Genomic DNA, 23,960 nt, shown 5'->3' with positions numbered 1-23,960 from the left:
AGATAGCGGCATTCTGGCGCTGCCCGTACCCCACTGGCAAGGCGCGCCCTATGACAAAGCATAGACAACCGGTCGCCCCCGCCCCCTCCCCTGTGAAATCGGGGTTATCGCCAAATCTTTTGTAAAAAATCACGGAACCCCAGGAACGTGCCTAAACTCCAAACTGCGCGGCTGGAACTAATACCGGCCCACTGGCTTCGTTTGGATCTGTTTCTACAGAGCTTGGGGGGCCAGAACCCTGTCCATTGGTATGCACACAAAGAGAACAAAGCTATGAAACGGATTCTTCTCGGTACTCTCTTCACCGCTGTATCCATCAACGCAATGGCGCAAGCCCCGGGCGGCCCGGATTGCGGTTGGGGCAACATGCTGTTCGAAGGTCAGCGTGGCACCCCGGCTCACTTCCTCGCTTCCACCACCAACGGCACGTCCGGTAACGCTACCTTCGGCATGACGTCCGGCACCAACGGTTGCTCGACCAACGCATCGCTGACCTACGGCGGCAAATCCTGGATTGCCATGAATGGCATGATGAACGAGCTGTCCGAAGACATGGCCAAAGGCAACGGCGAAGCGCTGACGACTTATGCCGTGGTGCTGGGCGTGGCGCCGCAAGACCGTGCGCACTTCGCGGCCGTCACTCACGAGCACTTCCAGCAGATCTTCAGCAAGGCTGACGTGACCGCTGAAGACGTGCACACCAACACCCTGGCCGTTCTGAAGTCAGACCCACGTCTGGCCAAGTACGCCACTCAGGCTTAAGCTCGACCCCACCCGCTTCTTTCGGGAAGCGGGTTTTGTTTTTTCGGCCCGTCCCTCCTTGGGTCTTTTTTTCTTTCCTGTTTAAGTTGCCGACTATGCTCAAACGCCTTGCCTGGCTGGCGCTCTGTGTCTGCGCCCCGCTGTCCGCCGCGCCAACCATCGATCCTCAACGTTTGCAGCAACTGGCCAATGACCGCTTCTGGATTTCCCTCGGCCACTACGAAACCGCCAAGCTCGGCGGCTGGCGCAGCTATGTCAGCGACAAGAAATTCTTCCTCGCGCCCGATGGCAATGAACATCCCGACCATGAACTGGCCGCCACGGTACAAGCGCTGTACGCCCCGGCCAGCCTCGGCGAGCAGCACGCGCAATGCGTCTACCCCGCCCGCACGCGCTGGCTCAAAACGCAACTCAACCTGAGCGACCTGCCAACGCCTGCGTGTGCCGAGTACAAAAAGTGGTTCAAGGACGTTTCGCCGCACAGCGCGGTGATGATCTTCCCCGCGGCTTATCTCAACAGCCCGTCATCGATGTTCGGCCACACGTTGCTGCGCATCGATCAGGCTGACGTGCAGACCGACAAGACCTCGCTGCTCAGTTACGCCATCAACTTCGGCGCCTACATCGAAGGTTCGGACAACAGCATTCTGTACGCCTGGAAAGGCTTGATGGGGGGCTACCCGGGGCTGTTTGCGCTGGTGCCGTATCAGGAAAAACTCTCCGAATACCGCAGCCTGGAAAACCGCGATCTGTGGGAGTACCGGCTCAATCTGACGCAAGAAGAAACCGCGCGCATGGTCGAGCATGTGTGGGAACTGAAACAGATCCAGTTCGACTATTTCTTCTTCGACGAAAACTGCTCCTACCGCTTGCTCGAATTGCTGCAGGTCGCGCGACCGAGTTTGCGCCTGACCGAACAATTCCCGCTGACGGCAATTCCCACCGACACGGTCAAAGCGGTGAAAGAAGCCGGGTTGGTGGAAAGCATTCAATACCGCCCCTCTCGTGAACGTGAACTGCTCAGTCGCGCCGAGCCTTTGACCGATGACGAACAGGCGTGGGTACTGAACGTCAGCGCCGATCAACAGCAACTGCAAGAGCCGACATTCAAAGCGCTGCCTCGCGAGCGCCAAGCGCTGATCATCGATGCGGCTTATCGCCTGGAACGCTACCGCGCCAACGGCCAGGAGCGCGATCCGCAACGAGCGCAACGCAGTTTCGAACTGCTGCGGGCAATCAACAAGAACCCCGCCCCCGAACTGGACATTGCGCAACCGGGCCTGCCTGAAGACGGCCACGAATCGCGCACCTGGCAGGCCGGTCTCGGCACCCGTGGTGATCGTGCGTTCGGCGAATACGGCTTGCGCATGGCCTATCACGACCTCAACGACAACGCCGAAAGTTTCCCGCTCGGCGCGCAGATCGAAATCCTGCAAATGAAGCTGCGCCAGTACGAAGGCAACCACTGGCAATTCCAGCAACTGGATCTGGCGACCATTCGCTCGCTGACGCCGCGCAATGAGTTGTTGCAGCCATTGTCGTGGCAAGTCACCGGCGGCCTTGAGCGTGTGCCGGGCAAGCATGATGACGAAACCCTGGTCAGCCACGTCAACGGTGGCGGCGGTGGTACGTGGCAGTTGGGCGAAGATGTGCTCGGGTTTGCCCTGGGCACGGTACGTGTCGAACACAACAATGACTTCGCCGGTTTCATTGCGCCAGCCGCAGGCTTCAACAGCGGCGTACTGTGGAAAAACCCGCTGGGCAACCTGAGCCTGGAGGCCAAGGGTGATTACTTCACCAACGGCGAAGTGCGCCGTAGCCTGAGCCTGAATCAGCAGTGGGAATTGTCGCGCAACCTTGGTTTGCGCCTGAGTGCGCAACGCGAGTTCAGTCATCTGGCCACGCCTGAAACCGAAGTCATGCTCGAGGTGAAGTGGTATCACTACTGATCTGAAGCCCAGCAAATAACCCCTGTGGGAGCGGGCCTGCTCGCGAAGGCGTCGTGTCAGGCGATTCAAATGTCGGCTGACACACCGGTTTCGCGAGCAAGCCCGCCTACAGGAATCTCCAGTGTTCAACGAATTACTCACACGCCTTTCACCAACGCCCGACGAATCCCCTTCTAGACTTTCCCTATCAGCCGAGAACCGGCGCGGGAGAGTGCGATGTGGCGGTGTGCGGGTTTGCTGGGTGTTTTGCTGATGCTGGGCGGTTGCCAGACCACTCACGAAGATTTCATCGCCAAAGGTTACCCACCGGCCTTCGCCGACGGTTTTGATGACGGTTGTGTCAGCGGCCGGCAAGCGGCCGGCTCGATCAGCGGCGAATTCCGCAAGAACGTGCCGCGCTATCTCAAGGACAACCAATACGCCGAAGGCTGGACCGACGGCTTTCGCCAGTGTCAGGCGATGCTGGAAAACAAGGGTCGCGAAGAGTATCGCAACGAACACTGGGACGAACGCGAACGCGCCTGGCAGCGCCAGAAAGATCAGGGCGCCGGGCGGGCTTACCGCTCGCAGTAGGTCGCTTCCAGACATCCAGTGAAACCAAATGCCGGCGACCATGGCCCAAACTCTATGAAGAGGAGGACACCATGAGCCGCGCTTTCGTTAACGAAGACAATGCCGCCGCGCAAGCCGATCAGCCCGTCGAACGGCAGGTCAGCACGCAACCCAATTACGTCACACCGCTGGGGCTCGCCCAGTTGCAGGGGAAAGTCGCCGAGCTGCAAGCCCTGCACGCCGAGCAATCGGCCAAGGGTGAACAGGCTGACAAACAACGTCTGGCCGATCTTGAACGTGATCTGCGTTACTTCAATCAACGTCTGGGCAGTGCCCAAGTCGCCGTCGCCGCGACCTCTACCGACAAGGTGCAGATCGGCAGTTGGGTGACCTATGCCGACGAACACAACACCGAGCGCCGCGTGCAACTGGTGGGTGAAGACCAGGCCGACGCCGCCAAAGGCTTGATCAACTGGGGCTCACCACTGGGCCGGGCATTGCTCGGCGCCCAGCTTAACGACGAGGTGCTGTGGCAGCGCCCCGCCGGTGACCAACTGATTGAAGTGATCCGTGTCGAACCTTCGTAAACCACGCCTTGGGCCCACATCGCATCGGCGACCAATGTTGCCCACCTCACCTGCCGCCCATCAAAGCCCTGCTAAAAAACCAGGCACAAAAAAGCGGAGCCCGAAGGCTCCGCTTTTTATGCAACCCGCCCAGTATCAGGCCAGTTTCTTGTGGCGTACCCGGTGTGGCTGGGCCGCTGCTTCGCCGAGGCGCTTTTTGCGATCAGCTTCGTACTCGGTGTAGTTGCCTTCGAAGAACACCGCCTGGGAGTCGTCTTCGTACGCCAGAATGTGCGTCGCGACGCGGTCAAGGAACCACCGATCGTGAGAGATCACAATGGCGGCGCCCGGGAAGTCCAGCAGGGCTTCTTCCAGCGAACGCAGGGTTTCAACGTCGAGGTCGTTGGACGGTTCGTCGAGCAGCAGGACGTTGCCGCCCTCTTTCAGGGTCAGCGCCAGGTGCAGACGACCGCGCTCACCACCGGACAGGTCCTTGACGAACTTTTGCTGATCGCCGCCCTTGAAGTTGAAACGACCGACGTAGGTACGCGACGGAATCTCGTAGTTGCCGATGCGGATCTGGTCCGAACCGTCGGAGATCTGCTGGAACACCGTCTTGCTGCCGTCGAGATCTTCGCGGCTCTGATCCACACAAGCCAGTTGCACGGTTTCGCCGACTTCGATGCTGCCCGAGTCTGGCGTTTCCTTGCCCATCAGCATGCGGAACAGGGTCGACTTACCGGCACCGTTACCGCCAATCACGCCGACAATGGCGCCTTTAGGCATGGAGAACGACAGGTTGTCGATCAACACGCGATCGCCGTAGCCCTTGGTGACGTTCTTGAACTCGATGACTTTGTCGCCCAGGCGCGGACCGGCCGGGATGTAGATCTCGTTGGTTTCGCTGCGCTTCTGGAATTCCTGCGACTGCATTTCTTCGAAGCGTTGCAGACGAGCCTTGGATTTCGACTGGCGGGCCTTGGCGCCTTTGCGCACCCACTCCAGTTCTTCTTTCATGGCTTTTTCGTGAGCCGACTGCTGCTTGGATTCGGCCGCCAGACGATCGGACTTGGCTTCGAGCCAACCCGAGTAGTTGCCCTCGTAAGGAATGCCCGCGCCGCGGTCGAGTTCCAGAATCCAGCCCGCGACGTTGTCGAGGAAGTAACGGTCGTGCGTGATCGCAACCACGGTGCCCGGGAAGTCGTGCAGGAAGTGCTCCAGCCACGCCACGGAGTCAGCGTCCAAGTGGTTGGTCGGTTCGTCGAGCAGCAGCATGTCCGGGGCGGACAGCAGCAGACGGCACAGGGCCACACGGCGTTTTTCACCGCCGGACAAATGTTCGACCTTGGCATCCCACGCCGGCAGACGCAGCGCATCGGCGGCGACTTCCAGTTGGCGATCCAGGTTGTGACCGTCGCTGGCTTGCAGGATGGCTTCGAGCTTGGCCTGTTCTGCCGCCAGTTTGTCGAAGTCGGCATCTTCTTCAGCGTAAGCCGCGTAGACCTCGTCCAGGCGCGCCTGGGCGTTCTTGATCACGCTGACCGCTTCCTCGACCACTTCACGCACGGTCTTGGTGGGGTCAAGTTGTGGCTCTTGCGGCAGATAACCGATGTTCAGGTCCGGCATCGGACGGGCTTCGCCCTCGAACTCAGTGTCGACGCCGGCCATGATTTTCAGCAGCGTGGACTTACCCGAACCGTTGAGGCCGAGTACGCCGATCTTGGCGCCGGGGAAGAACGACAGAGAAATGTTTTTCAGGATTTCCCGCTTCGGCGGAACAACTTTGCCCAGCCGATGCATGGTGAAGACGTATTGAGCCATGGAGAACCTTGGGTCAGTGACAGATGAATGATTGGAGCGCAGGCGATGCCCGGCCAGACCGTGCGCGTCGTTCACTTGATGTTGATCAATGCGTGCGCGCTGAAAAAAGTCTGAGTCTAGGAGCTGGAACGCTCCCGCGTAACCGGCAAAGCTACCTGAATGACCGGTGGCAGTCCAGCCGCGCGGGGCTGGCACTTCGCCACGACTCAAGGCATGCTAGCCGCCCTTCGGGCGTCCGGCTTATAGTGCACGTCGCGCCAGTCCAGCCAAACCGCAGGATTACAGCTTGTCCAAAGTCACTCCGCCAGCCTCCGTGAGCAGCTCCCAACCGGCGCCAGGCTCCCCCCTGCGCGGAACATTAAAGGGTGCGCTGGCCACATTGGTGCTCTTGTTGCTGGCGTTGCTGTTCTGGCAATTGCTTGATCAATTGCACGAAACCCAGAAAAACCAGCGCCAATACACCATCGATTACACCGCCGACCTCGCCTCTCAGGTCAGCCTGAACATGGCGCTGAATGCGCAAATTGCCCTCAATCTGCTACCGATCGTCGAACAACCGCAATCAGCCGACGAACAGCAGGCGCTGTTACGCAAGCTTCAAAAATCACTGCCGGACCTGCGCAGCCTGGCGTTGCTCAGCCCCTCCGGGAGAATCCTCAGCGACAGCAGTGCCGAAAGCTCCGACGCCGACTACCTTAGCGAACTGGTACGCCGCAGCCGCGCCCAAGCGCACTACTTCAGCAATGCCGACGATGGCTCGGTGGTACACCTGTTATTGCATCAGGCCAGCGGCAACGTTCGTGGTTATTGGGCACTGCGCCTGACCCCGACATTCTTCGACTCGCTGACCAAGCAGAGTGAAACCGGCCTGCGTCCGCTGTGGCTGGTGGAAAACCGCCTCAACCACCAGATCATCAGTCGCGACGAAATACTGTCATCCGCCAAGCCAGGCGTGCTGAGTCCCGACGATCTGGCCAACACCGTGCTCACCGTTGCGCTGAGCAGCAGCGATTGGCAACTGCGTGGTTTGTTCGACCGCCAGCGCGTGCTCGAAGAATTGCTGCCCGCGTTCATCGGCAAATGCCTACTGGGCCTGGCCTTCTCGCTGCTGCCGGTGATCGCACTATTGAACATGCGTCGCCGTCAGCGCCAGGTTCATGAGGGGCGCCGGCGTTATCAGGACATCTTCGACGGCACCGGCGTCGCCTTGTGCGTGCTGGACCTCTCCGGCCTGAAACAGTTTTTCGACAAGGCGCAGATCCAGAGCAGCGATCAACTCAAGGCCTGGCTCGACCAGCCGCAACAGCGTCAGCAGGTGTTGCAGGAATTGCGCGTTACCGAAGTCAATCAGGTAGCGCTGCAATTGCTCAACGTCAACTCCTGCGACGACGCCTGGCAACTGTTGATCGACGGTCATCCGCACCCTCACTGCGCGATCGGCAATCAGGTACTCGACGCCGTACTTCAACAGCAAAGTCAGCTGGAACTGGAAATCAAACTGCCGGACACCAACGGTCGCGATCAACACCTGTGGATGGTTTTACGCCTGCCGCAGGAGCAGCACGACTATAAAGCGGTGATCCTGAGCATCAACGACATCACCAGCCGTAAACTCATCGAACTGTCGCTGCTGGAGCGCGAAGGTTTCTGGTCGGACGTGGTGCGTACCGTGCCGGATCATCTGTATGTGCAAGACGTGGTCAGCCAACGGATGATTTTCAGCAACCACCACCTCGGCCAAACGCTGGGCTACAACCGCACCGAACTGCATCAAATGGGGGAGTACTTCTGGGAAATACTCCTGCATCCGGAAGACGCCGACTATTACCATCGCTCGCGTCAGATGCAGCGTCACGCCGGTTACAGTCAACTGCTTCAGTGCCAGTTGCGCTTCCGGCACCGCGACGGCGAATGGCGGCGCTTCGATATTCGTGAACAAGCGCTGGCCCGCGACAAACATGATCAGGTCACGCGGATCATCGGTGTGGCCAAAGACATCACCGAGCAAATCGAGGCCAGCGAATCGCTGCGCGACAGCGAACAGCGCTACCGCATGCTCGCCGAAAGCATCAGCGACGTGATTTTTTCCACCGACAGCAAGCTCTCGCTGAACTACGTCAGCCCGTCGGTGCAAGCGGTGCTGGGTTACGACGCCGAGTGGATTTTCCAGAACGGCTGGCAATCGACCATCGCCAATCCGCAGCAACTGAGCGGTATTTACACCCTGATGGATCGGGTCAGCAAGGCGCTGGACAAACCCGAGCAACTGGCAATCTTGCGCAATCAAGTGCAGACGCAGTTATTCCTGTTCGACTGCCTGCGCGCCGATGGCCGCAAGATCCCGATCGAGTTGCGACTGGTGCTGGTGTGGGACGAGCACGGCGCGTTTGAAGGCGTGCTCGGCGTCGGACGCGACATCAGCCAACAGCGCCGCGCCGAGAAAGACCTGCGCATGGCGGCCACCGTATTCGAGCATTCTACGTCGGCGATCCTGATCACCGACCCGGCCGGGTACATCGTCCAGGCCAACGAAGCCTTCAGCCGCGTCAGTGGTTATGCGGTCAGCGAAGTGCTCGACCAGTTGCCGAACATGCTCACCGTCGACGAGCAACAGGATGCGCACCTGCGTTACGTGCTCAAGCAACTGCATCAGCACAACACCTGGGAAGGCGAGGTCTGGCTCAAGCGCCGTAACGGCGAACATTACCCGGCATGGGTCGGCATCACTGCCGTGCTCGATGACGAAGGCGACCTGGCCAGTTACGTGTGCTTCTTCAGCGACATCAGTGAGCGCAAGGCCAGCGAGCAACGGATTCATCGTCTCGCCTATTACGACGCCCTGACCCACCTGCCGAACCGCACACTGTTCCAGGATCGTCTGCACACCGCACTGCAATCGGCCGAGCGGCAGAAGTCCTGGGTGGTGTTGATGTTCCTCGACCTCGACCGCTTCAAGCCAATCAACGACTCCCTCGGCCACGCCGCCGGCGACCGCATGCTCAAGGACATGGCCACGCGCCTGCTGGCCTGCGTCGACGATGACGACACCGTGGCGCGGATGGGCGGCGACGAATTCACCCTGCTGCTGCAACATCGCTCCAGCCGCGAGATGGCGCTGAACCGCGCGATCCATGTGGCCGAGCAAATTCTTGCGAGTCTGGTGCGCCCGTTCGTGCTTGAAGGCCGCGAGTTCTTCGTCACGGCCAGTATCGGCATCGCCCTGAGCCCGCAGGATGGCAACGAGCTCAGCCAGTTGATGAAGAACGCCGACACCGCGATGTACCACGCCAAGGAACGCGGCAAGAACAACTTCCAGTTCTATCAGGCCGACATGAACGCCAGTGCGCTTGAGCGCCTGGAGCTGGAAAGCGACCTGCGCCATGCCTTGGAGCAGAACGAATTCGTCCTGTATTACCAGCCGCAATTCAGTGGCGACGGCAAACGCCTGACCGGCGCCGAAGCGCTGCTGCGCTGGCGTCATCCGCGTCGCGGACTGGTGCCGCCGGGAGATTTCATTCCGGTACTGGAAGAACTCGGGCTGGTGGTAGACGTCGGTGATTGGGTGATCGGCGAAGCATGTCGCCAACTCAAGACCTGGCACCAGAACCGCGTGCGTGTGCCCAAAGTGTCGGTGAACATCTCGGCGCGGCAGTTCTCCGACGGCCAACTTGGCACGCGAATCGCCAATATCCTCAAGGAAACCGGCCTGCCGCCGGCGTGCCTGGAGCTGGAACTGACCGAAAGCATCCTGATGCGCGAAGTCTGCGAGGCGATGCAGATTCTCGACGGGCTGAAAAACCTCGGCCTGAGCATTGCGGTCGACGACTTCGGCACCGGTTATTCATCGCTCAACTACCTCAAGCAATTCCCGATCGACGTGCTGAAGATCGACCGCACCTTCGTTGACGGCCTGCCGTCCGGCGAGCAGGACGCACAGATTGCCCGGGCGATCATCGCCATGGCCCACAGCCTGAACCTGGCGGTGATCGCCGAAGGTGTGGAAACCCATGAGCAATTGGACTTCCTGCGTGAGCATGGCTGCGATGAGGTGCAGGGGTATCTGTTTGGAAGGCCAATGCCGGCGAGCCGGTTCGAGGCGCAATTCAGTAACGATGCGCTCTTCATGTTCGACTGAAAATCTGTGGCGCGGCCTTCGCGAGCAGGCTCGCTTCCACAAGGATTGATGTCGATCACAAAATCGCAGGCTGGCCTCGGTTAGCGTGAGCGAGCCGGCTCGCGAAGCGGCCAGTAAAAACACCGCACATCTGTCATGAATGCCACTTGTCTGCGACATGATGTCGTTTCATATGCCATCCAAAACCCATTGGGTTAGAATGCCCCCCTTTTCTGCCCCCGATCCTTGAGGACCGCCATGTTCAGCCGTGATTTGACTATTGCCAAGTACGACGCCGATCTTTTTGCCGCCATGGAGCAAGAAGCTCAGCGCCAGGAAGAACACATCGAGCTGATCGCTTCGGAAAACTACACCAGCCCTGCGGTGATGGAGGCTCAAGGCTCGGTACTGACCAACAAGTACGCCGAAGGTTATCCGGGCAAGCGCTACTACGGTGGTTGCGAGTTCGTCGACGTGGTTGAGCAACTGGCCATCGACCGCGCCAAAGAACTGTTCGGCGCCGATTACGCCAACGTTCAGCCGCACGCCGGTTCCCAAGCCAACGCCGCTGTCTACCTGGCGCTGCTGCAAGGTGGCGACACCATTCTGGGCATGAGCCTGGCCCACGGTGGTCACCTGACCCACGGCGCCAGCGTTTCCTCCTCCGGCAAGCTGTACAACGCGGTGCAGTACGGCATCGACGCCAACGGCCTGATCGACTACGACGAAGTCGAGCGTCTGGCTGTTGAGCACAAGCCGAAAATGATCGTGGCCGGTTTCTCTGCCTACTCGCAGATTCTGGATTTCCCACGCTTTCGCGCGATCGCTGACAAGGTTGGCGCTTACCTGTTCGTCGACATGGCTCACGTGGCCGGTCTGGTCGCCGCGGGCGTCTACCCGAACCCGGTGCCTTTCGCTGACGTGGTGACCACCACCACCCACAAGACCCTGCGCGGTCCGCGTGGCGGCCTGATCCTGGCTCGCGCCAACGCCGACATCGAGAAGAAGCTGAACTCCGCCGTATTCCCGGGCGCCCAGGGTGGCCCGCTGGAGCACGTGATTGCCGCCAAAGCGATCTGCTTCAAGGAAGCGCTGCAGCCTGAGTTCAAGACTTACCAGCAACAAGTGGTGAAAAACGCCAAAGCCATGGCCGGCGTGTTCATCGAGCGCGGTTTCGACGTGGTCTCCGGCGGTACTGAAAACCACCTGTTCCTGCTGTCGCTGATCAAGCAGGACATCTCCGGTAAAGACGCCGACGCCGCGCTGGGCAAAGCGTTCATCACCGTGAACAAGAACTCCGTGCCTAACGATCCACGCTCGCCATTCGTCACCTCCGGCCTGCGCTTCGGTACGCCGGCTGTGACCACGCGTGGCTTCAAGGAAGCAGAGTGCAAAGAACTGGCCGGCTGGATCTGCGACATCCTGGCTGACCTGAACAACGAAGCGGTGATCGACGCCGTTCGTGAGAAAGTCAAAGCCATCTGCAAGAAACTGCCGGTCTACGGCGCTTAAGTGCGACGTTAAACCCGCAGCATGAAGAACCGGCCAGTGATGGCCGGTTTTTTTTCGCCTGCAAAAAAGTTTCGGGTCAACAACCGCTCAAGATCGGGGGATTGCGCACAACTGGTAAGACCGGTCATGCCAATTCGTCATTTTTAACTTGCGATCCGTAAAAAACAGCGCCTAGACTGCGCCTGCACTGGACATACCGGTAAGACCACAATAATTAAGTCCTGAATCTGATGTGCCCCGCACACGGCAGCCAGGACACCGACCAGGATTCCTCCCATGCTCAGATGGTGCTCGCGTTCAATCTTCCTCCAAGTGGTTCTCGGACTGGTGCTCGGCATCGTCTGCGGGCTGACCCTTCCCGAATATTCCGCCCAGCTCAAACCCCTAGGCGACGGTTTCATCAAACTGATCAAGATGCTCATCGGCCTGATCGTCTTCTGCGTAGTGGTCAGCGGCATCAGTGGCGCGGGCGACCTGAAGAAGGTCGGGCGCATCGGCCTCAAGTCAGTCATCTATTTTGAAGTGCTCACCACCATCGCCTTGGTGATCGGCCTGGTGTTTGCGTTCAGCACCGGGATCGGCAGCGGCGCCAATATCCATCTGGAGCAACTGTCCGCCGCCGACATCGGCGATATCGCCGAACGCGGCCAGCACATACACACCACTACGCAGTTCCTGATGGATCTGATCCCGACCTCCGTCATCGGTGCCTTTGCCAACAACAACATTTTGCAAGTGCTGTTGTTCTCGGTGCTGTTCGGCAGCGCATTGAATCTGGTCGGCGAAGCCGCCTCCGGGATCTCGCGGCTGATCAACGAGCTGAGCCATGTGATCTTCCGGATCATGGGCATGATCGTGCGTCTGGCGCCGATTGGCGTGTTCGGCGCCATCGCGTTTACCACCAGCAAATATGGCCTGGATTCGCTGCAGCATCTGGGCAGTCTGGTCGGTTTGTTCTATCTGACGTGCATGGCCTTTGTCGCTTTGATTCTTGGCTTGGTAATGCGCTTGTCCGGACTGCGCCTGTGGCCGCTGCTCAAGTACCTGCGTGAAGAAATGCTGATCGTCATGGGCACCGCGTCCTCCGACGCCGTATTGCCACAGATCATGCGCAAACTGGAACATCTGGGCATCGGCAGCTCGACCGTCGGGCTGGTGATTCCGACCGGTTACTCGTTCAACCTCGACGGTTTCTCGATCTACCTGACCCTGGCCATCGTGTTCATCGCCAACGCCACCGGCACACCGCTGGCCATGACCGATCTGCTGACCATTCTGCTGGTATCGCTGATCACCTCCAAAGGTGCCCACGGCATTCCCGGTTCGGCGCTGGTGATTCTCGCCGCAACGCTGACGGCGATTCCCGCCATCCCCGTGGTCGGTCTGGTGTTGGTGTTGGCGGTGGACTGGTTCATGGGCATCGGCCGAGCGCTGACCAACCTGATCGGCAACTGCGTCGCCACCGTCGCCATCGCGCGCTGGGAAAAGGACATCGATGTGCAACGCGCGAACAAGGTGCTCAGCGGTCAGCAGGGCTATACCTTTCAAGCGAGAAAACCGGTCGCTCAAGCAGCCGCCAAAGAATTTTGAATGACCGCCGTGCCTGCTGACCCGCAGGCACGGCTCATGGAGCAAGACAAGTGATTACCACCTCAACCGTCGTCAACTCAGTCGTAGAAAAACTCCGGGCCGCGCTGGCCCGTGGTCAGTGGCGCTCCGGCGACATGCTGCCCGGCCAGCGCGAACTGGCCGAACAACTGGGCATCAGCCGCCCGAGCCTGCGCGAAGCGGTGATCGTCCTGGAAACCCTCGGCCTGGTGCGCTCGATGCCGGGCAAAGGCGTGGTGGTGCTCGACGCGCAACGGAGTGACAGCCAAAGCCACGACAGCGCAGTGGCCGGCGCCAGCCTCGAAGACGTGCTGCAACTGCGCTACACCCTGGAGCCGTTCATTGTCGGCCTCGTGGCCCAATCGATCAGCAGCAAGGAAGTCGGCCAGTTGCGCCTGACCCTGATGGACATGCGCGAAGCCCTGGAGGCCGGCGACAGCGAAGCCGGGGTCAGCGCCTACATCGCCTTCCACGAAGAATTGTTCACCCTGACCTCAAACCCGATTTTCCAAAGCGTGGTGCAACAGACCAGCAACGCCCTCAAGCAAAGTGCCGACGTGCTGCGCAATTCCCCGGAACATCTGGCCGAACGCCTCGAAGAAAACGAAGCGGTGGTGCGCGCGATCCGCAGCAAAAACAGCGCTCAGGCCAGTGCCGAAATGCGTCGACACATCCTGCGCGAAGGCCAGCGGATGGGCATCGAGCTGAACATTCCGGAAGACCACTTGAACACCTGAATTTCTTCACACTGGAGACCGGCCATGAACAGTCTTGCCACGCCGTCGCACCCTCGCCAGACCTCGGCGGCCCTGCCCTTCTCCCGCCTGCAAGTGCCGGTGGGCGATCTGTATCCGCGACTGTTCGACGCGATCCTCGAACAGCGTCTCGATGCTGCCAGCCGTTTCACCGAAGACAGCCTCAGGCAGATGTTCGGTGTCAGCCGTGCGGACGTGCGGCGGGTGCTGACGCAGCTGTCCCATGAACACATCATTGTGTTGCGCGCCAATCATCGCCCGCGTGTCACCGCGCTGAATGCCGAACAAACGCGGCAAACCCTGCATGCACGGCGCCTGACCGAAAGCACGCTGGTGCGCCTGGCTTGTCAGCGGCCACAGGCCGAAGAATTGAAGCGCCTGCGAGCGTTGATCGAGCGTGAACGCCAGGCTGTCGAGCAGGATCGGCGGGCGATGGCGATTCGGTTGTCCGGGGAGTTCCACCTGCAACTGGCACACATGGCGGGGAATGCACCGCTGGCGCATTTTCTCGGCAGTCTGGTGCCGCTGACGTCATTGGCGATTGCGCGCAGCGCAGGGCTCACGCGAGGTTGTTGCGCGTGGCAGGAGCATTTGGCGATTGTTGAGGCAGTGGAATGTGGGGATGCTTGCAAAGCCGGGATGCTGATGAACCAACATCTGGATCATCTGGAAGACACTCTGTTGTATTGCGTCAATGAACAGTGCGCCACCGGATGATCGCCATCGCGGGCCCGCCCCCACAGTGATTGAGGGTGACCACAGATTTTGTGACCAACCCCATAACCTGTGGGAGCGGGCTTGTTCGCGAAGAGGCCCTTAATGCCTGCGCAAACATTTAGCCTTGCGCCGCCACCCTGGCAAACCCCGCCCGAATTTTCTCTTCCGGCAAATCATCGGCAATAAACACGATCACACTGTCCCGCGCCTCACCCTCGGCCCACTCCGTATCCCAGTCGAAACCGTAGAGTTTCAAAACGCCCTGAAACACCAACCGTCGATCTTCACCGGCAATGTGCAGCACGCCTTTGTAGCGCAGCAATTGCTTGCCGTGCGCCTCCAGCAATTCATTCATGAATTCACTGAGCTGATCGATATCCAGCGGTTGCTCAGTGCGCAGCACCAGACTGCAGATGCGGTCGATGGACGGCGCCTGGCTCACCGGCCGCAGACTCAGCCCGCCACCCAGGTCGGCATTGAGGTTGAAGCCGCGCACATCGAGCAACTCGGCCAGATCGATATTGCCGTGTTCGACCACACGAATCGGTGCACGACGGTTGATCCGCGTCAGCCGTTCGCTCAGCGCCGTGAATGCCGCTTCGTCGACCAGATCGGTCTTGCTCACCAGCAAGCGGTCGGCGAAACCAATCTGCGCCTGGGCGATGGTCTGGGTCAGGTGCTGCTCGGCGTGGGCCGCGTCGACCAGTGTGATGATGCCGTCGAGAATGTAGCGCTCACGCAATTCTTCATCAATGAAGAAGGTTTGCGCGACTGGCGCCGGATCGGCCAGACCGGTGCATTCGATCACCAGGCGGTCGAAAGCGATTTCGCCGCTATCCAACCGTTCGAGCAGCAGGTACAGCGCTTTGGTCAGATCGGTGTGGATGGTGCAGCAGACGCAGCCATTGGCCAGGGTCATGACTTGCACCGGCTCGTCGCCCAGCAACTGCGTGTCGATGCCGGCGTCGCTGAATTCGTTTTCGATCACGGCGATTTTCAGGCCGTGCTCGGCTTTCAATAGATGGCGCAGCAAGGTGGTTTTGCCGGCACCGAGGAAACCACTGAGTACCGTGACCGGAATGGGAGAGGACAAAACTCGATCTCCTTAAAAGAAACACAAAACAAATGTGGGAGCGGACTTGCTCGCGAAGACGGTGCATCAGTCAGAACAATCATCAACTGACACTGCGCTTTCGCGAGCAAGCCCGCTCCCACAGGGGGATTGCAGCAACCTCAGGCTGTCAGCTCAACAGCACTTGGGCCCACCCTTGCCACCGTAACGGGCCTCCTGACGTTCGCGGAAGAACATCTCGTAGCTCATCATCGGTTTGTCCGGGTGCTTGGTTTGCATATGCTCGACGTAGGTGTCGTAGTCGGGCATGCCGACCATCAAGCGCGCAGCCTGACCGAGGTATTTACCGAGGCGACTCAGGTCATTGAACATGGTGCAATCCTCTGGTTACGCATCCGGCAGAGCCTGGAATGGCGATTCTTTATCCGTACGCTCTTTTTTGCCCCAGGCGGCGATGCCGACTTTGAGCGCATAGAACAGGATGCTGAATACCACGAACAGGAACAGCGCGGTCAGCGTGGCATTGGTGTAAGCATTGAAAATGACGTGCTGCATCTGATCGATGCTCTTGGCCGGGGCAATAATCTGACCGTTGGCCAAGGCATCGCTGTACTTCTTGGCCAGCGACAGGAAACCGATTGCCGGGTTGGCGTCGAACAGTTTGATGAAACCCGCCGTCGTGGTGCAGATCAGCAGCCAGGTGGCTGGCAGCAGCGTGACCCAAATGTAGCGCTGACGCTTCATTTTGATCAGAACCACAGTGCCGAGCATCAGCGCGATACCGGCCAGCATCTGGTTGGAGATACCGAACAGCGGCCACAAGGTGTTGATGCCGCCCAGTGGATCGATCACGCCTTGGTACAGCAACCAGCCCCACATTGCCACACAACCGGCGGTGGCAATCAGGTTGGCCGTCCACGACTCGGTACGCTTGAGCGCCGGAACGAAAGAGCCGAGCAGATCCTGGAGCATGAAACGTCCGGCACGGGTGCCAGCGTCCACAGCGGTAAGGATGAACAGCGCTTCGAACAGGATCGCAAAGTGGTACCAGAACGCCATGGTGTTTTCACCCGGCAGGACACTGTGCAGGATTTGCGCGATCCCCACCGCCAGGGTCGGCGCACCACCGGCACGGGCCAGAATGGTGGTTTCACCGATGTCATGGGCGACGGCTTGCAGCGCCTCAGGCGTGATCGCAAAGCCCCAACTGCTGACCATCTGCGCCACTGACGCAACATCCCCACCCACCACGGCGGCCGGGCTGTTCATGGCGAAGTAGACGCCCGGTTCGATCACCGAAGCCGCCACCATGGCCATGATGGCGACGAACGATTCCATCAGCATGCCGCCGTAACCGATGTAACGGGCGTTGGTTTCGTTATCCAGCAGCTTCGGCGTGGTGCCGGAGGAGATCAGCGCGTGGAAACCCGACACCGCACCACAGGCAATGGTGATGAACAGGAACGGGAACAGACCGCCCTTCCACACAGGGCCGGTGCCGTCGACGAACTGGGTCAATGCCGGCATTTTCAGCTCAGGCATGGTCACCAGAATGCCAATCGCCAACGCGATGATCGTACCGATCTTGAGGAAGGTCGACAGGTAGTCACGCGGCGCAAGGATCAGCCATACCGGCAGAACCGCCGCCACGAAGCCGTAACCGATCAGCATCCAGGTGATTTGAATGCCGGTGAAACTGAAGGCCTTGGCCCACACCGGATCAGCGGCAATCTGCCCGCCCAGCCAGATCGAACCGAGCAGCAGCACCACGCCAATCACCGAAATCTCGCCGATGCGACCCGGACGGATGTAGCGCATGTAGATGCCCATGAACATCGCGATCGGGATGGTCGCCATCACGGTGAAGATGCCCCACGGGCTCTCCGCCAGCGCTTTCACCACGATCAGCGCCAGCACCGCAAGGATGATGATCATGATCAGGAAGCAGCCGAACAGTGCGATGGTGCCGGGAATGCGGCCCATTTCTTCACGCACCATGTCGCCCAGGGATCGGCCGTTGCGACGGGTCGACATGAACAGAACCATGAAGTCCTGCACCGCGCCCGCCAGCACCACACCGGCAATCAGCCAAAGCGTGCCAGGCAAATACCCCATCTGCGCTGCCAATACCGGGCCGACCAACGGCCCCGCGCCAGCAATGGCCGCGAAGTGGTGACCGAAGAGAATGTGTTTGTTGGTTGGAACGTAGTCCAGACCGTCGTTGTTGAGCACGGCGGGGGTGGCCCGACGCGCATCGAGTTGCATCACATTGTTCGCGATGAACAGGCTGTAGTAACGATACGCAACCAGATAAATGGCCACGGCAGCGACCACAATCCACAAGGCGTTGATCGCCTCGCCTCGGCGCAATGCCACTACGCCCAGGGCGCACGCTCCTACGATTGCCAGCACTAGCCAGGGTAAGTGGCGTAGCAGGCTATTATTATTTTTCATTTTTTTATTCCAGCCAGGGTGGACAAGAAAGACAGCCACCCCGAGTTTAGCGCTACTGGCGACAAAGGCCATACCCCGACGTTGGTCTAGACGCTTGTCTGCACTGGCACGGTTGAAGAATGCGGGTCTATAGTCAGCGAACATCCGGAGGATTGCGCCATGAGCGAACAACCTGACGAGCGTCGCCGTTTCAAACGCATCGCGTTCGATGCCAAAACCGAGCTGAGACAGGGTGAGTACATCTGGCCAGTGAAGTTGATCGACCTGTCGTTAAAGGGTCTGTTGATCGAAAAGCCTGAGCCGTGGCCAGGTGATCGGGAGCGGCATTTCCTGGTCGATATCCATCTCAACGATGAGGTCGTCATCAAGATGGATGCGCAACTGACCCATGACGACCATGGCCAGCTCGGCTTCGTCTGCAAGCACATCAACCTGGAGTCCATCGAACGCCTGCGGCGCTTGATTGAGTTCAACCTGGGCGATCCGCAGGAGCTGGAGCGCGAGTTGGGCGCTCTGATCGAAATCTAGAAGCCACTACCGCTCCCACCAAGGTGCTGAGTGTTTATTCGAAGAGCGCGTCGAGGGCCTGTTCCAGGCGGGTCACGGCGATGATCTGCAGCCCCGGCGGTGACTCCTTCGGCGCATTACCCTTGGGCACGATCGCCCGTTTGAAGCCATGCTTGGCCGCTTCCTTCAAACGTTCCTGCCCACTCGGCACCGGACGCACTTCGCCAGACAAGCCTACTTCACCAAACACCAGCAGATCATGGGGCAATGGCCGATTACGCAAGCTCGACATCACCGCCGCCATCAATGCCAGGTCAGAGGCCGTCTCCAGCACCTTCACCCCGCCGACCACATTGAGAAACACGTCCTGATCGTGAGTCGGAATACCGCCGTGCCGATGCAAAACCGCCAGTAACATCGCCAACCGGTTCTGATCCAGCCCCAACGTTACCCGGCGCGGGTTGGCCAAGTGGCTGTCATCGACCAACGCCTGCACTTCCACCAACATCGGCCGAGTGCCTTCCCACGTTGCCATCACCACGCTGCCCGGGACTTCTTCCTGAGCACGCGTCAGAAAAATCGCCGAAGGATTAGAGACTTCTTTCAACCCCTTGTCGGTCATGCCGAACACGCCCAACTCATTGACCGCGCCAAAACGGTTCTTCACCGCGCGCAACAACCGCAAGCGTCCGTCGGACTCGCCTTCGAAATACAGCACCGTATCGACCATGTGCTCCAGCACGCGAGGCCCGGCAAGCGCGCCCTCCTTGGTGACATGACCGACAAGGAAAATCGCCGTGCCGCTTTGCTTGGCATAACGCACCAGCAGCGCCGCACTCTCCCGCACCTGGGAGACACCACCAGGCGCCGACTGCAATTGTTCGGTGAAGATCGTCTGGATCGAGTCGATCACCATCACCTTGGGTTTTTCCTGACGGGCGGTGGCGATGATGGTTTCGATACAGGTTTCAGTCATCACCCGCAGTTGATCCTGGGGCAAGCCGAGACGGCGCGCGCGCATGGCCACTTGTTGCTGGGACTCTTCGCCGGTGACGTACAGCGCCGGCATGCTCTTGGCAAGGTTACACAGGGTCTGCAACAGAATTGTCGATTTGCCGATCCCCGGATCGCCGCCAATCAGCACCACCGAACCATCTACCAGACCGCCGCCGAGCACGCGATCGAGTTCGCCCGACGCGGTGGAAAACCGCGGAATCTCTTCAATGCTGACTTCGGCCAGCGTCTTGATCTGCGCCTGCTGCCCGGCCCAACCGGTACGACCGGTGGGCGCGGTGGCCCCGCCGCTTTCGATCATGGTTTCAGTCAGGGTGTTCCAGGCACCACACTCACCGCACTGGCCGGCCCATTTGGGAAAAGTGGCGCCGCACTCGGTGCAGCCGTACATGCGCTTGGCCTTGGCCATCTGAACCCCCGGGGCAAAACCGCGATGATAACGCAGCCATCACCGATCAGCGCGGCGCGGCGGTGCGGATTTCTCCGCCGGCCAGACGCGTGGGGCTGTTGCCCAGCGGATCTTCGGCATTCAGGTCGGCACCTTTGGCCTTGAGTGCGTCGAGCAACTCAAGGCGTTTGAACAATCCGGCGTACATGGCTGCCGTCTGCCCGGCGCCGTTACGCTGGTCGGGGCTGCAGTCGGTCGCCATCAGGCGGCGAGCAATCTGCAACTCGCCCTTGAAAATCGCCCCCATCAACGCCGTGTTACCGCGTTGATCCTGAGCACAGGCATCGGCCCCGGCGGCGAGCAACCTTTCAACCGCCGGCGCCTGACCGTGATACGCCGCCAGAATCAGCGCGGTGTAACCCTTGCTGTCGCGGGTATCGAGGGAGTAACCGGACTCGATGAAGGTGTCCAGCATCGGTACGTCGCCGCGTCGGGCCGCGTCGAAATAGTAATCCTGAAGTTGAGCCTTGATCGCGTCGGGCCCCTGTTCAGGGGAGGCCGCCCACGCGGCGAACGACAGACAACCCGATAGCCACAAAAGACAGATACGCATAAGCACTCTCCTTGAGCGAAACGAGGCCCGGATTCAGACCCCGCGTCGCATCAACGCTGAATCAGTCGACCAGTTTGGCCGCCAGCGCCTTGACTCGGCTCAGGTCGCCCATGGCCACTTTAGTCACGCCGGTGCCGTATTCGGGATCAGCCTTATAAAGGAAGGACAGGATGATGTGCTTGCTCTCGTCATCAGTGGTGGCCAGCGAGCCGCCAAAGCTGTCGATCAGATCACGACGTTCCTTTTTGCTGAACGAGCGATACAGATCGCCGGCCTGCCTGAAGTTCTGCTCACGCTGAATTTTCGCCTGCTGGGTGCTGCCCGATAGCGCCGATGGGCTGTAACGCGCGCTTTGCGTCTCTTCGCGCGGTTGCAAACGGCTCGGCTGATAGTTCACGCCGGAGTGGCTGGCACCCCCATTCATCGCACCGTCCTGATTGCCATTATTCACCGCAACTTTTGGCGCGTTGATCGGTAGTTGCAGGGCGTTGGCACCCAGGCGATACATTTGCGTGTCGGCATAAGAGAATACTCGGCCTTGCAATAAACGGTCTTCCGACGGCTCGATACCCGGCACAACATTGGCCGGCGCCATGGCAACTTGTTCGGTTTCCTGAAACACGTTTGCCGGATTACGGTTCAGTACCATTTGTCCAACTTTTCGCTCTGGAATACCCGGCCAGATCTTGGTTGCATCCAGCGGATCGAAATCAAACTTGGACAAGTCTTGCGGTTTCAGAACCTGAATGTACAAGTCCCACTTCGGAAAATTGCCTTTATTGATGTTTGTCACCAAGTCATTGGTCATATGACTGTAGTCCTGACCTTGAACTTTCGTCACTTCTTTAGGCGCCAGATTCTTTATGCCTTGCAAACTCTTCCAGTGAAACTTTACGTAATGCACTTCACCTTTTGAATTGATCAACTTATAAGCATGTACGCCGTTGCCGTCCATTTCCCGATAACTGGCTGGCGTGCCTGAGTTGGAATACAACTCGGTCAGCGTGCGCGTGGCTTCCGGTACATGGGAGAAGAAGTCGAACCGGCGAGAGTCGTCATCAAGGTTGGTACGCGGATCAGGTTTGAAGGCGTGCACCATGTCCGGGAACTTGATCGCATCGCGAATGAAGAACGTCGGGAAGTTGTTGCCCACCAGATCCCAGTTGCCATCGGCGGTGTAGAACTTGGTGGCGAAACCGCGCGGGTCGCGCAGGGTTTCCGGGGAGTGATTACCGTGCACCACGGCGGAAAAACGCACGAAAACCGGCGTGCTCTGGCCGGCGGCAAAGACCTTGGCCTTGCTCAGGTCACTGAGGTCATTGGTGACCGTGAAAGTGCCGTGGGCGCCAGCGCCGCGTGCATGTACCACACGCTCGGGAATGCGCTCGCGGTCGAAACGCTGCAGCTTCTGGATCAGTTGCACATCCTGCAGCAGCACCGGGCCATTGGCACCGGCAGTCTGCGAATTCTGATTGTCACCCACCGCTGCGCCGTTATCCCGGGTCAGGGGCGCGGCATGCACGGAGAAGGTCAGAAGGCTGGCGGTGAGTACGCCAAGGGTGCGGCGATGGGGAAAAGCCCCTAAGCCAAGCGTGGAAGTCATATCAGGTTCCTCTGGTTTTTTGGGCGCATCCAGGTGCGCCAAACAGAGGCTAGAGGGCAAAACCGGCGAACATAAATAGAAAGTTCGTAACTCGATGATTGATAGATTTTTCTTCCTTTTCATGGTGTTACGGCGTATTTCGCGCGCGATTAGTGGCACTTTGCAAACTAATCGTCGATTAGTGTGTCGATAAAAACGGGCATTGTAAGAAGGTGTTTCGCGCAGGACGCGTTTTGCTGATTTACACTGCGTACACCAAACTCATCTGTAACAAGGAAATAACCTATGGGCGTGCTAAGCGAGTTCAAGGCCTTCGCGGTCAAAGGCAATGTGGTCGACATGGCCGTCGGTATCATCATCGGTGCCGCCTTCGGCAAAATCGTTTCGTCGTTTGTCGGTGACGTGATCATGCCGCCGATCGGCCTGCTGATCGGTGGTGTCGACTTCAGTGACCTGACCATTACGCTGAAAGCCGCCGAGGGCAGCGCCCCTGCGGTAGTGATGGCTTACGGCAAATTCATTCAGACCGTGCTCGACTTCATAATCGTCGCCTTCGCGATCTTCATGGGCGTCAAAGCCATCAACCGCCTCAAACGCGAAGAAGCCGTGGCCCCGACCCTGCCTCCGGTGCCAACCAAAGAAGAAGAATTGCTGGGCGAGATCCGCGATCTGCTCAAGGCCCAGAACAATCAGCCCTGAACGTTGCACGCGATAAACAACGGCGCCTTCGGGCGCCGTTTGTTTACCAGTAGTTTTCCACGGCCACCTGGCCAGGGCGGCGAGTGAGGCTTAAGCTCATCCCCCGTTTTTTCAACAGTGCACGAGTGTCGTCGATCATCTGCGGATTGCCACACAACATGACCCGCGAGTGTTCTGCAGATAGCTCGACACCCGCGACACGCTCAAGCTCTCCGTTCTCGATCAGCGCAGTGATGCGACCGCTCAGCGCGCCGGGATGCGCTTGTCGCGTGACTGTCGGGATGAATTGCAACTTGTGTGCGTGCTCGCTCAGGTATTCACGTTGCGCCAGCCCGGCAATAAGCGGCTGATACGCTAACTCCCGCACTTCGCGCACGCTGTACACCAGAATGATCCGTTCGAATTTTTCCCAGACCTCGAAGTCCTGCAGAATCGACAGAAAAGGCGCCACCCCCGTGCCTGTGGATAACAACCACAGGTCCCGACCGTCGACGAAGCGATCAAGGGTCAGATAGCCGAATGCCTGCCGATCCACCAGCAAGCTATCGCCGATCTGCAGCCGACTTAATTCACTGGTGAATTCACCGCCCGGTACCACGATCGAAAAAAACTCAAGAAACTCGTCGAAGGGTGACGACACCATCGAATAAGCGCGCCACACGGTGCTGCCATCGGCCCTGGTTACGCCAAGCCTGGCAAACTGCCCCGCACGGAAGCGAAAGCCTGCATCACGACAGGTGCGCAAGGTGAATAGACTGGGGGTCAACGGCTGCACGTCGATCAATGTCTGAACCGTGTACTTCTCTGCACTGGCGGTCATGGAGCGCTCCGATAAACGATTGACACCAGTGTCCCGCAATTCCCCCCGTCTAAACACCGATGATTGGTAATGGCATTCGAAAAACCCACCCTTTAGTTAAAATCCAGAATGACCACATGAGTTAAAAATCTTTCGTCGCTAAGAACATTTACTGAACACACCGACATCTTCAAGAGCGAAATAATTTAAAACCACACGCAGGAAATATCCTACACTTCGACCCGTGCCGGGTTTTTGGATCCATTCGGCGCCCCCTATGCAACACCAACGGAGAGTTTCTAATGGAAACTTGGAAGGAGTCGCAGTTAACGGCGTTTTTCAAGGTTGTTGTCGCGTCGCCGTCTAACTATGCCGCTCTTTTCTCGGTCTGCTGCTGCCGATCCGGGTTCAACATCACAGTGCCCATCGGCTCCCAGTTTCTTGTCTGGCCAGAC

The 23,960-nt window shown here is 59.1% G+C and carries 19 protein-coding genes; 11 read left to right on the top strand and 8 right to left on the bottom strand.

The features are described from left to right. Positions 1-273: 273 nt before the first annotated feature. The 4 genes from AACY18_RS23580 (at position 274) to AACY18_RS23565 (ending at position 3,850) form a co-directional block, all read left to right on the top strand. Entirely contained in the window at positions 274-762 is a 489-nt protein-coding gene (locus AACY18_RS23580) for a DUF3015 domain-containing protein (protein ID WP_221730112.1), read from the top strand. Between the two features lie 95 nt (positions 763-857). Continuing rightward, positions 858-2,711: an Lnb N-terminal periplasmic domain-containing protein gene (locus tag AACY18_RS23575; protein WP_339466268.1), complete on the top strand. Its 1,854-nt coding sequence runs from the start codon at positions 858-860 to the stop codon at positions 2,709-2,711. A 216-nt stretch (positions 2,712-2,927) separates the two neighbouring features. Continuing rightward, positions 2,928-3,284, top strand: a complete 357-nt coding sequence (locus AACY18_RS23570; RefSeq protein ID WP_339432758.1) for a hypothetical protein — start codon at positions 2,928-2,930, stop codon at positions 3,282-3,284. Positions 3,285-3,355: 71 nt separating this feature from the next. Further along, positions 3,356-3,850 carry a GreA/GreB family elongation factor gene (locus AACY18_RS23565; RefSeq protein ID WP_339466267.1) on the top strand — a complete coding sequence of 165 codons (495 nt, stop codon included), beginning with the start codon at positions 3,356-3,358 and terminating at the stop codon, positions 3,848-3,850. A 135-nt stretch (positions 3,851-3,985) separates the two neighbouring features. Here AACY18_RS23565 and ettA read toward each other — a convergent pair whose 3' ends face one another. Continuing rightward, a complete protein-coding gene (gene ettA / locus AACY18_RS23560) occupies positions 3,986-5,650 on the bottom strand; it encodes an energy-dependent translational throttle protein EttA (RefSeq protein WP_339432816.1) in 1,665 nt (554 codons plus the stop codon). A gap of 286 nt (positions 5,651-5,936) precedes the next feature. Between ettA and AACY18_RS23555 the strand changes: the two genes are divergently transcribed. From AACY18_RS23555 to AACY18_RS23535, 5 genes are all read left to right on the top strand, one after another. Beyond that, on the top strand, positions 5,937-9,785 hold the full coding sequence (locus AACY18_RS23555; protein WP_339432756.1) for a sensor domain-containing protein: 3,849 nt from the start codon (positions 5,937-5,939) through the stop codon (positions 9,783-9,785). Between the two features lie 237 nt (positions 9,786-10,022). Further along, entirely contained in the window at positions 10,023-11,276 is a 1,254-nt protein-coding gene (glyA, locus tag AACY18_RS23550) for a serine hydroxymethyltransferase (protein ID WP_221730117.1), read from the top strand. A 276-nt stretch (positions 11,277-11,552) separates the two neighbouring features. After that, positions 11,553-12,866, top strand: coding sequence for a C4-dicarboxylate transporter DctA (locus AACY18_RS23545; protein WP_339466265.1), 1,314 nt, complete (start codon positions 11,553-11,555; stop codon positions 12,864-12,866). 50 nt (positions 12,867-12,916) lie between these two features. Beyond that, on the top strand, positions 12,917-13,621 hold the full coding sequence (locus tag AACY18_RS23540; protein WP_339432754.1) for a FadR/GntR family transcriptional regulator: 705 nt from the start codon (positions 12,917-12,919) through the stop codon (positions 13,619-13,621). Between the two features lie 24 nt (positions 13,622-13,645). After that, entirely contained in the window at positions 13,646-14,356 is a 711-nt protein-coding gene (locus AACY18_RS23535) for a GntR family transcriptional regulator (protein ID WP_339432753.1), read from the top strand. Positions 14,357-14,474: 118 nt separating this feature from the next. Here AACY18_RS23535 and yjiA read toward each other — a convergent pair whose 3' ends face one another. The 3 genes from yjiA to AACY18_RS23520 form a co-directional block, all read right to left on the bottom strand. Next, positions 14,475-15,449 carry a GTPase gene (gene yjiA / locus AACY18_RS23530; RefSeq protein WP_339466263.1) on the bottom strand — a complete coding sequence of 325 codons (975 nt, stop codon included), beginning with the start codon at positions 15,447-15,449 and terminating at the stop codon, positions 14,475-14,477. A 153-nt stretch (positions 15,450-15,602) separates the two neighbouring features. Beyond that, positions 15,603-15,800, bottom strand: coding sequence for a YbdD/YjiX family protein (locus tag AACY18_RS23525; RefSeq protein WP_201228575.1), 198 nt, complete (start codon positions 15,798-15,800; stop codon positions 15,603-15,605). Between the two features lie 15 nt (positions 15,801-15,815). Then, positions 15,816-17,882 carry a carbon starvation CstA family protein gene (locus AACY18_RS23520; protein WP_221730122.1) on the bottom strand — a complete coding sequence of 689 codons (2,067 nt, stop codon included), beginning with the start codon at positions 17,880-17,882 and terminating at the stop codon, positions 15,816-15,818. A gap of 159 nt (positions 17,883-18,041) precedes the next feature. Here AACY18_RS23520 and AACY18_RS23515 point away from each other — a divergent pair, with 159 nt between their 5' ends. Continuing rightward, positions 18,042-18,410, top strand: coding sequence for a PilZ domain-containing protein (locus AACY18_RS23515; protein WP_339431417.1), 369 nt, complete (start codon positions 18,042-18,044; stop codon positions 18,408-18,410). Positions 18,411-18,444: 34 nt separating this feature from the next. Here the strand turns inward: AACY18_RS23515 and radA are convergent, their stop codons facing one another. From radA to katB, 3 genes are all read right to left on the bottom strand, one after another. Next, positions 18,445-19,812, bottom strand: coding sequence for a DNA repair protein RadA (gene radA / locus AACY18_RS23510; protein WP_007909773.1), 1,368 nt, complete (start codon positions 19,810-19,812; stop codon positions 18,445-18,447). A 46-nt stretch (positions 19,813-19,858) separates the two neighbouring features. Then, a complete protein-coding gene (locus tag AACY18_RS23505; RefSeq protein ID WP_339431416.1) occupies positions 19,859-20,404 on the bottom strand; it encodes an ankyrin repeat domain-containing protein in 546 nt (181 codons plus the stop codon). 61 nt (positions 20,405-20,465) lie between these two features. Then, positions 20,466-22,007, bottom strand: coding sequence for a catalase KatB (gene katB, locus AACY18_RS23500; protein ID WP_339431415.1), 1,542 nt, complete (start codon positions 22,005-22,007; stop codon positions 20,466-20,468). Between the two features lie 285 nt (positions 22,008-22,292). On the opposite strand from katB, the gene mscL reads away from it, so the two are divergent. After that, positions 22,293-22,706 carry a large-conductance mechanosensitive channel protein MscL gene (gene mscL / locus AACY18_RS23495; protein ID WP_339431414.1) on the top strand — a complete coding sequence of 138 codons (414 nt, stop codon included), beginning with the start codon at positions 22,293-22,295 and terminating at the stop codon, positions 22,704-22,706. A 43-nt stretch (positions 22,707-22,749) separates the two neighbouring features. Here the strand turns inward: mscL and AACY18_RS23490 are convergent, their stop codons facing one another. Next, positions 22,750-23,526, bottom strand: a complete 777-nt coding sequence (locus AACY18_RS23490) for a ferredoxin--NADP reductase (protein WP_339431413.1) — start codon at positions 23,524-23,526, stop codon at positions 22,750-22,752. Positions 23,527-23,960 lie beyond the last annotated feature (434 nt).

The organism is Pseudomonas sp. EA_65y_Pfl2_P74 (genome assembly GCF_963970575.1).
Lineage (GTDB): Bacteria > Pseudomonadota > Gammaproteobacteria > Pseudomonadales > Pseudomonadaceae > Aquipseudomonas > Aquipseudomonas baetica_A.
This window is presented reverse-complemented; position numbering and strand designations above follow the sequence as displayed.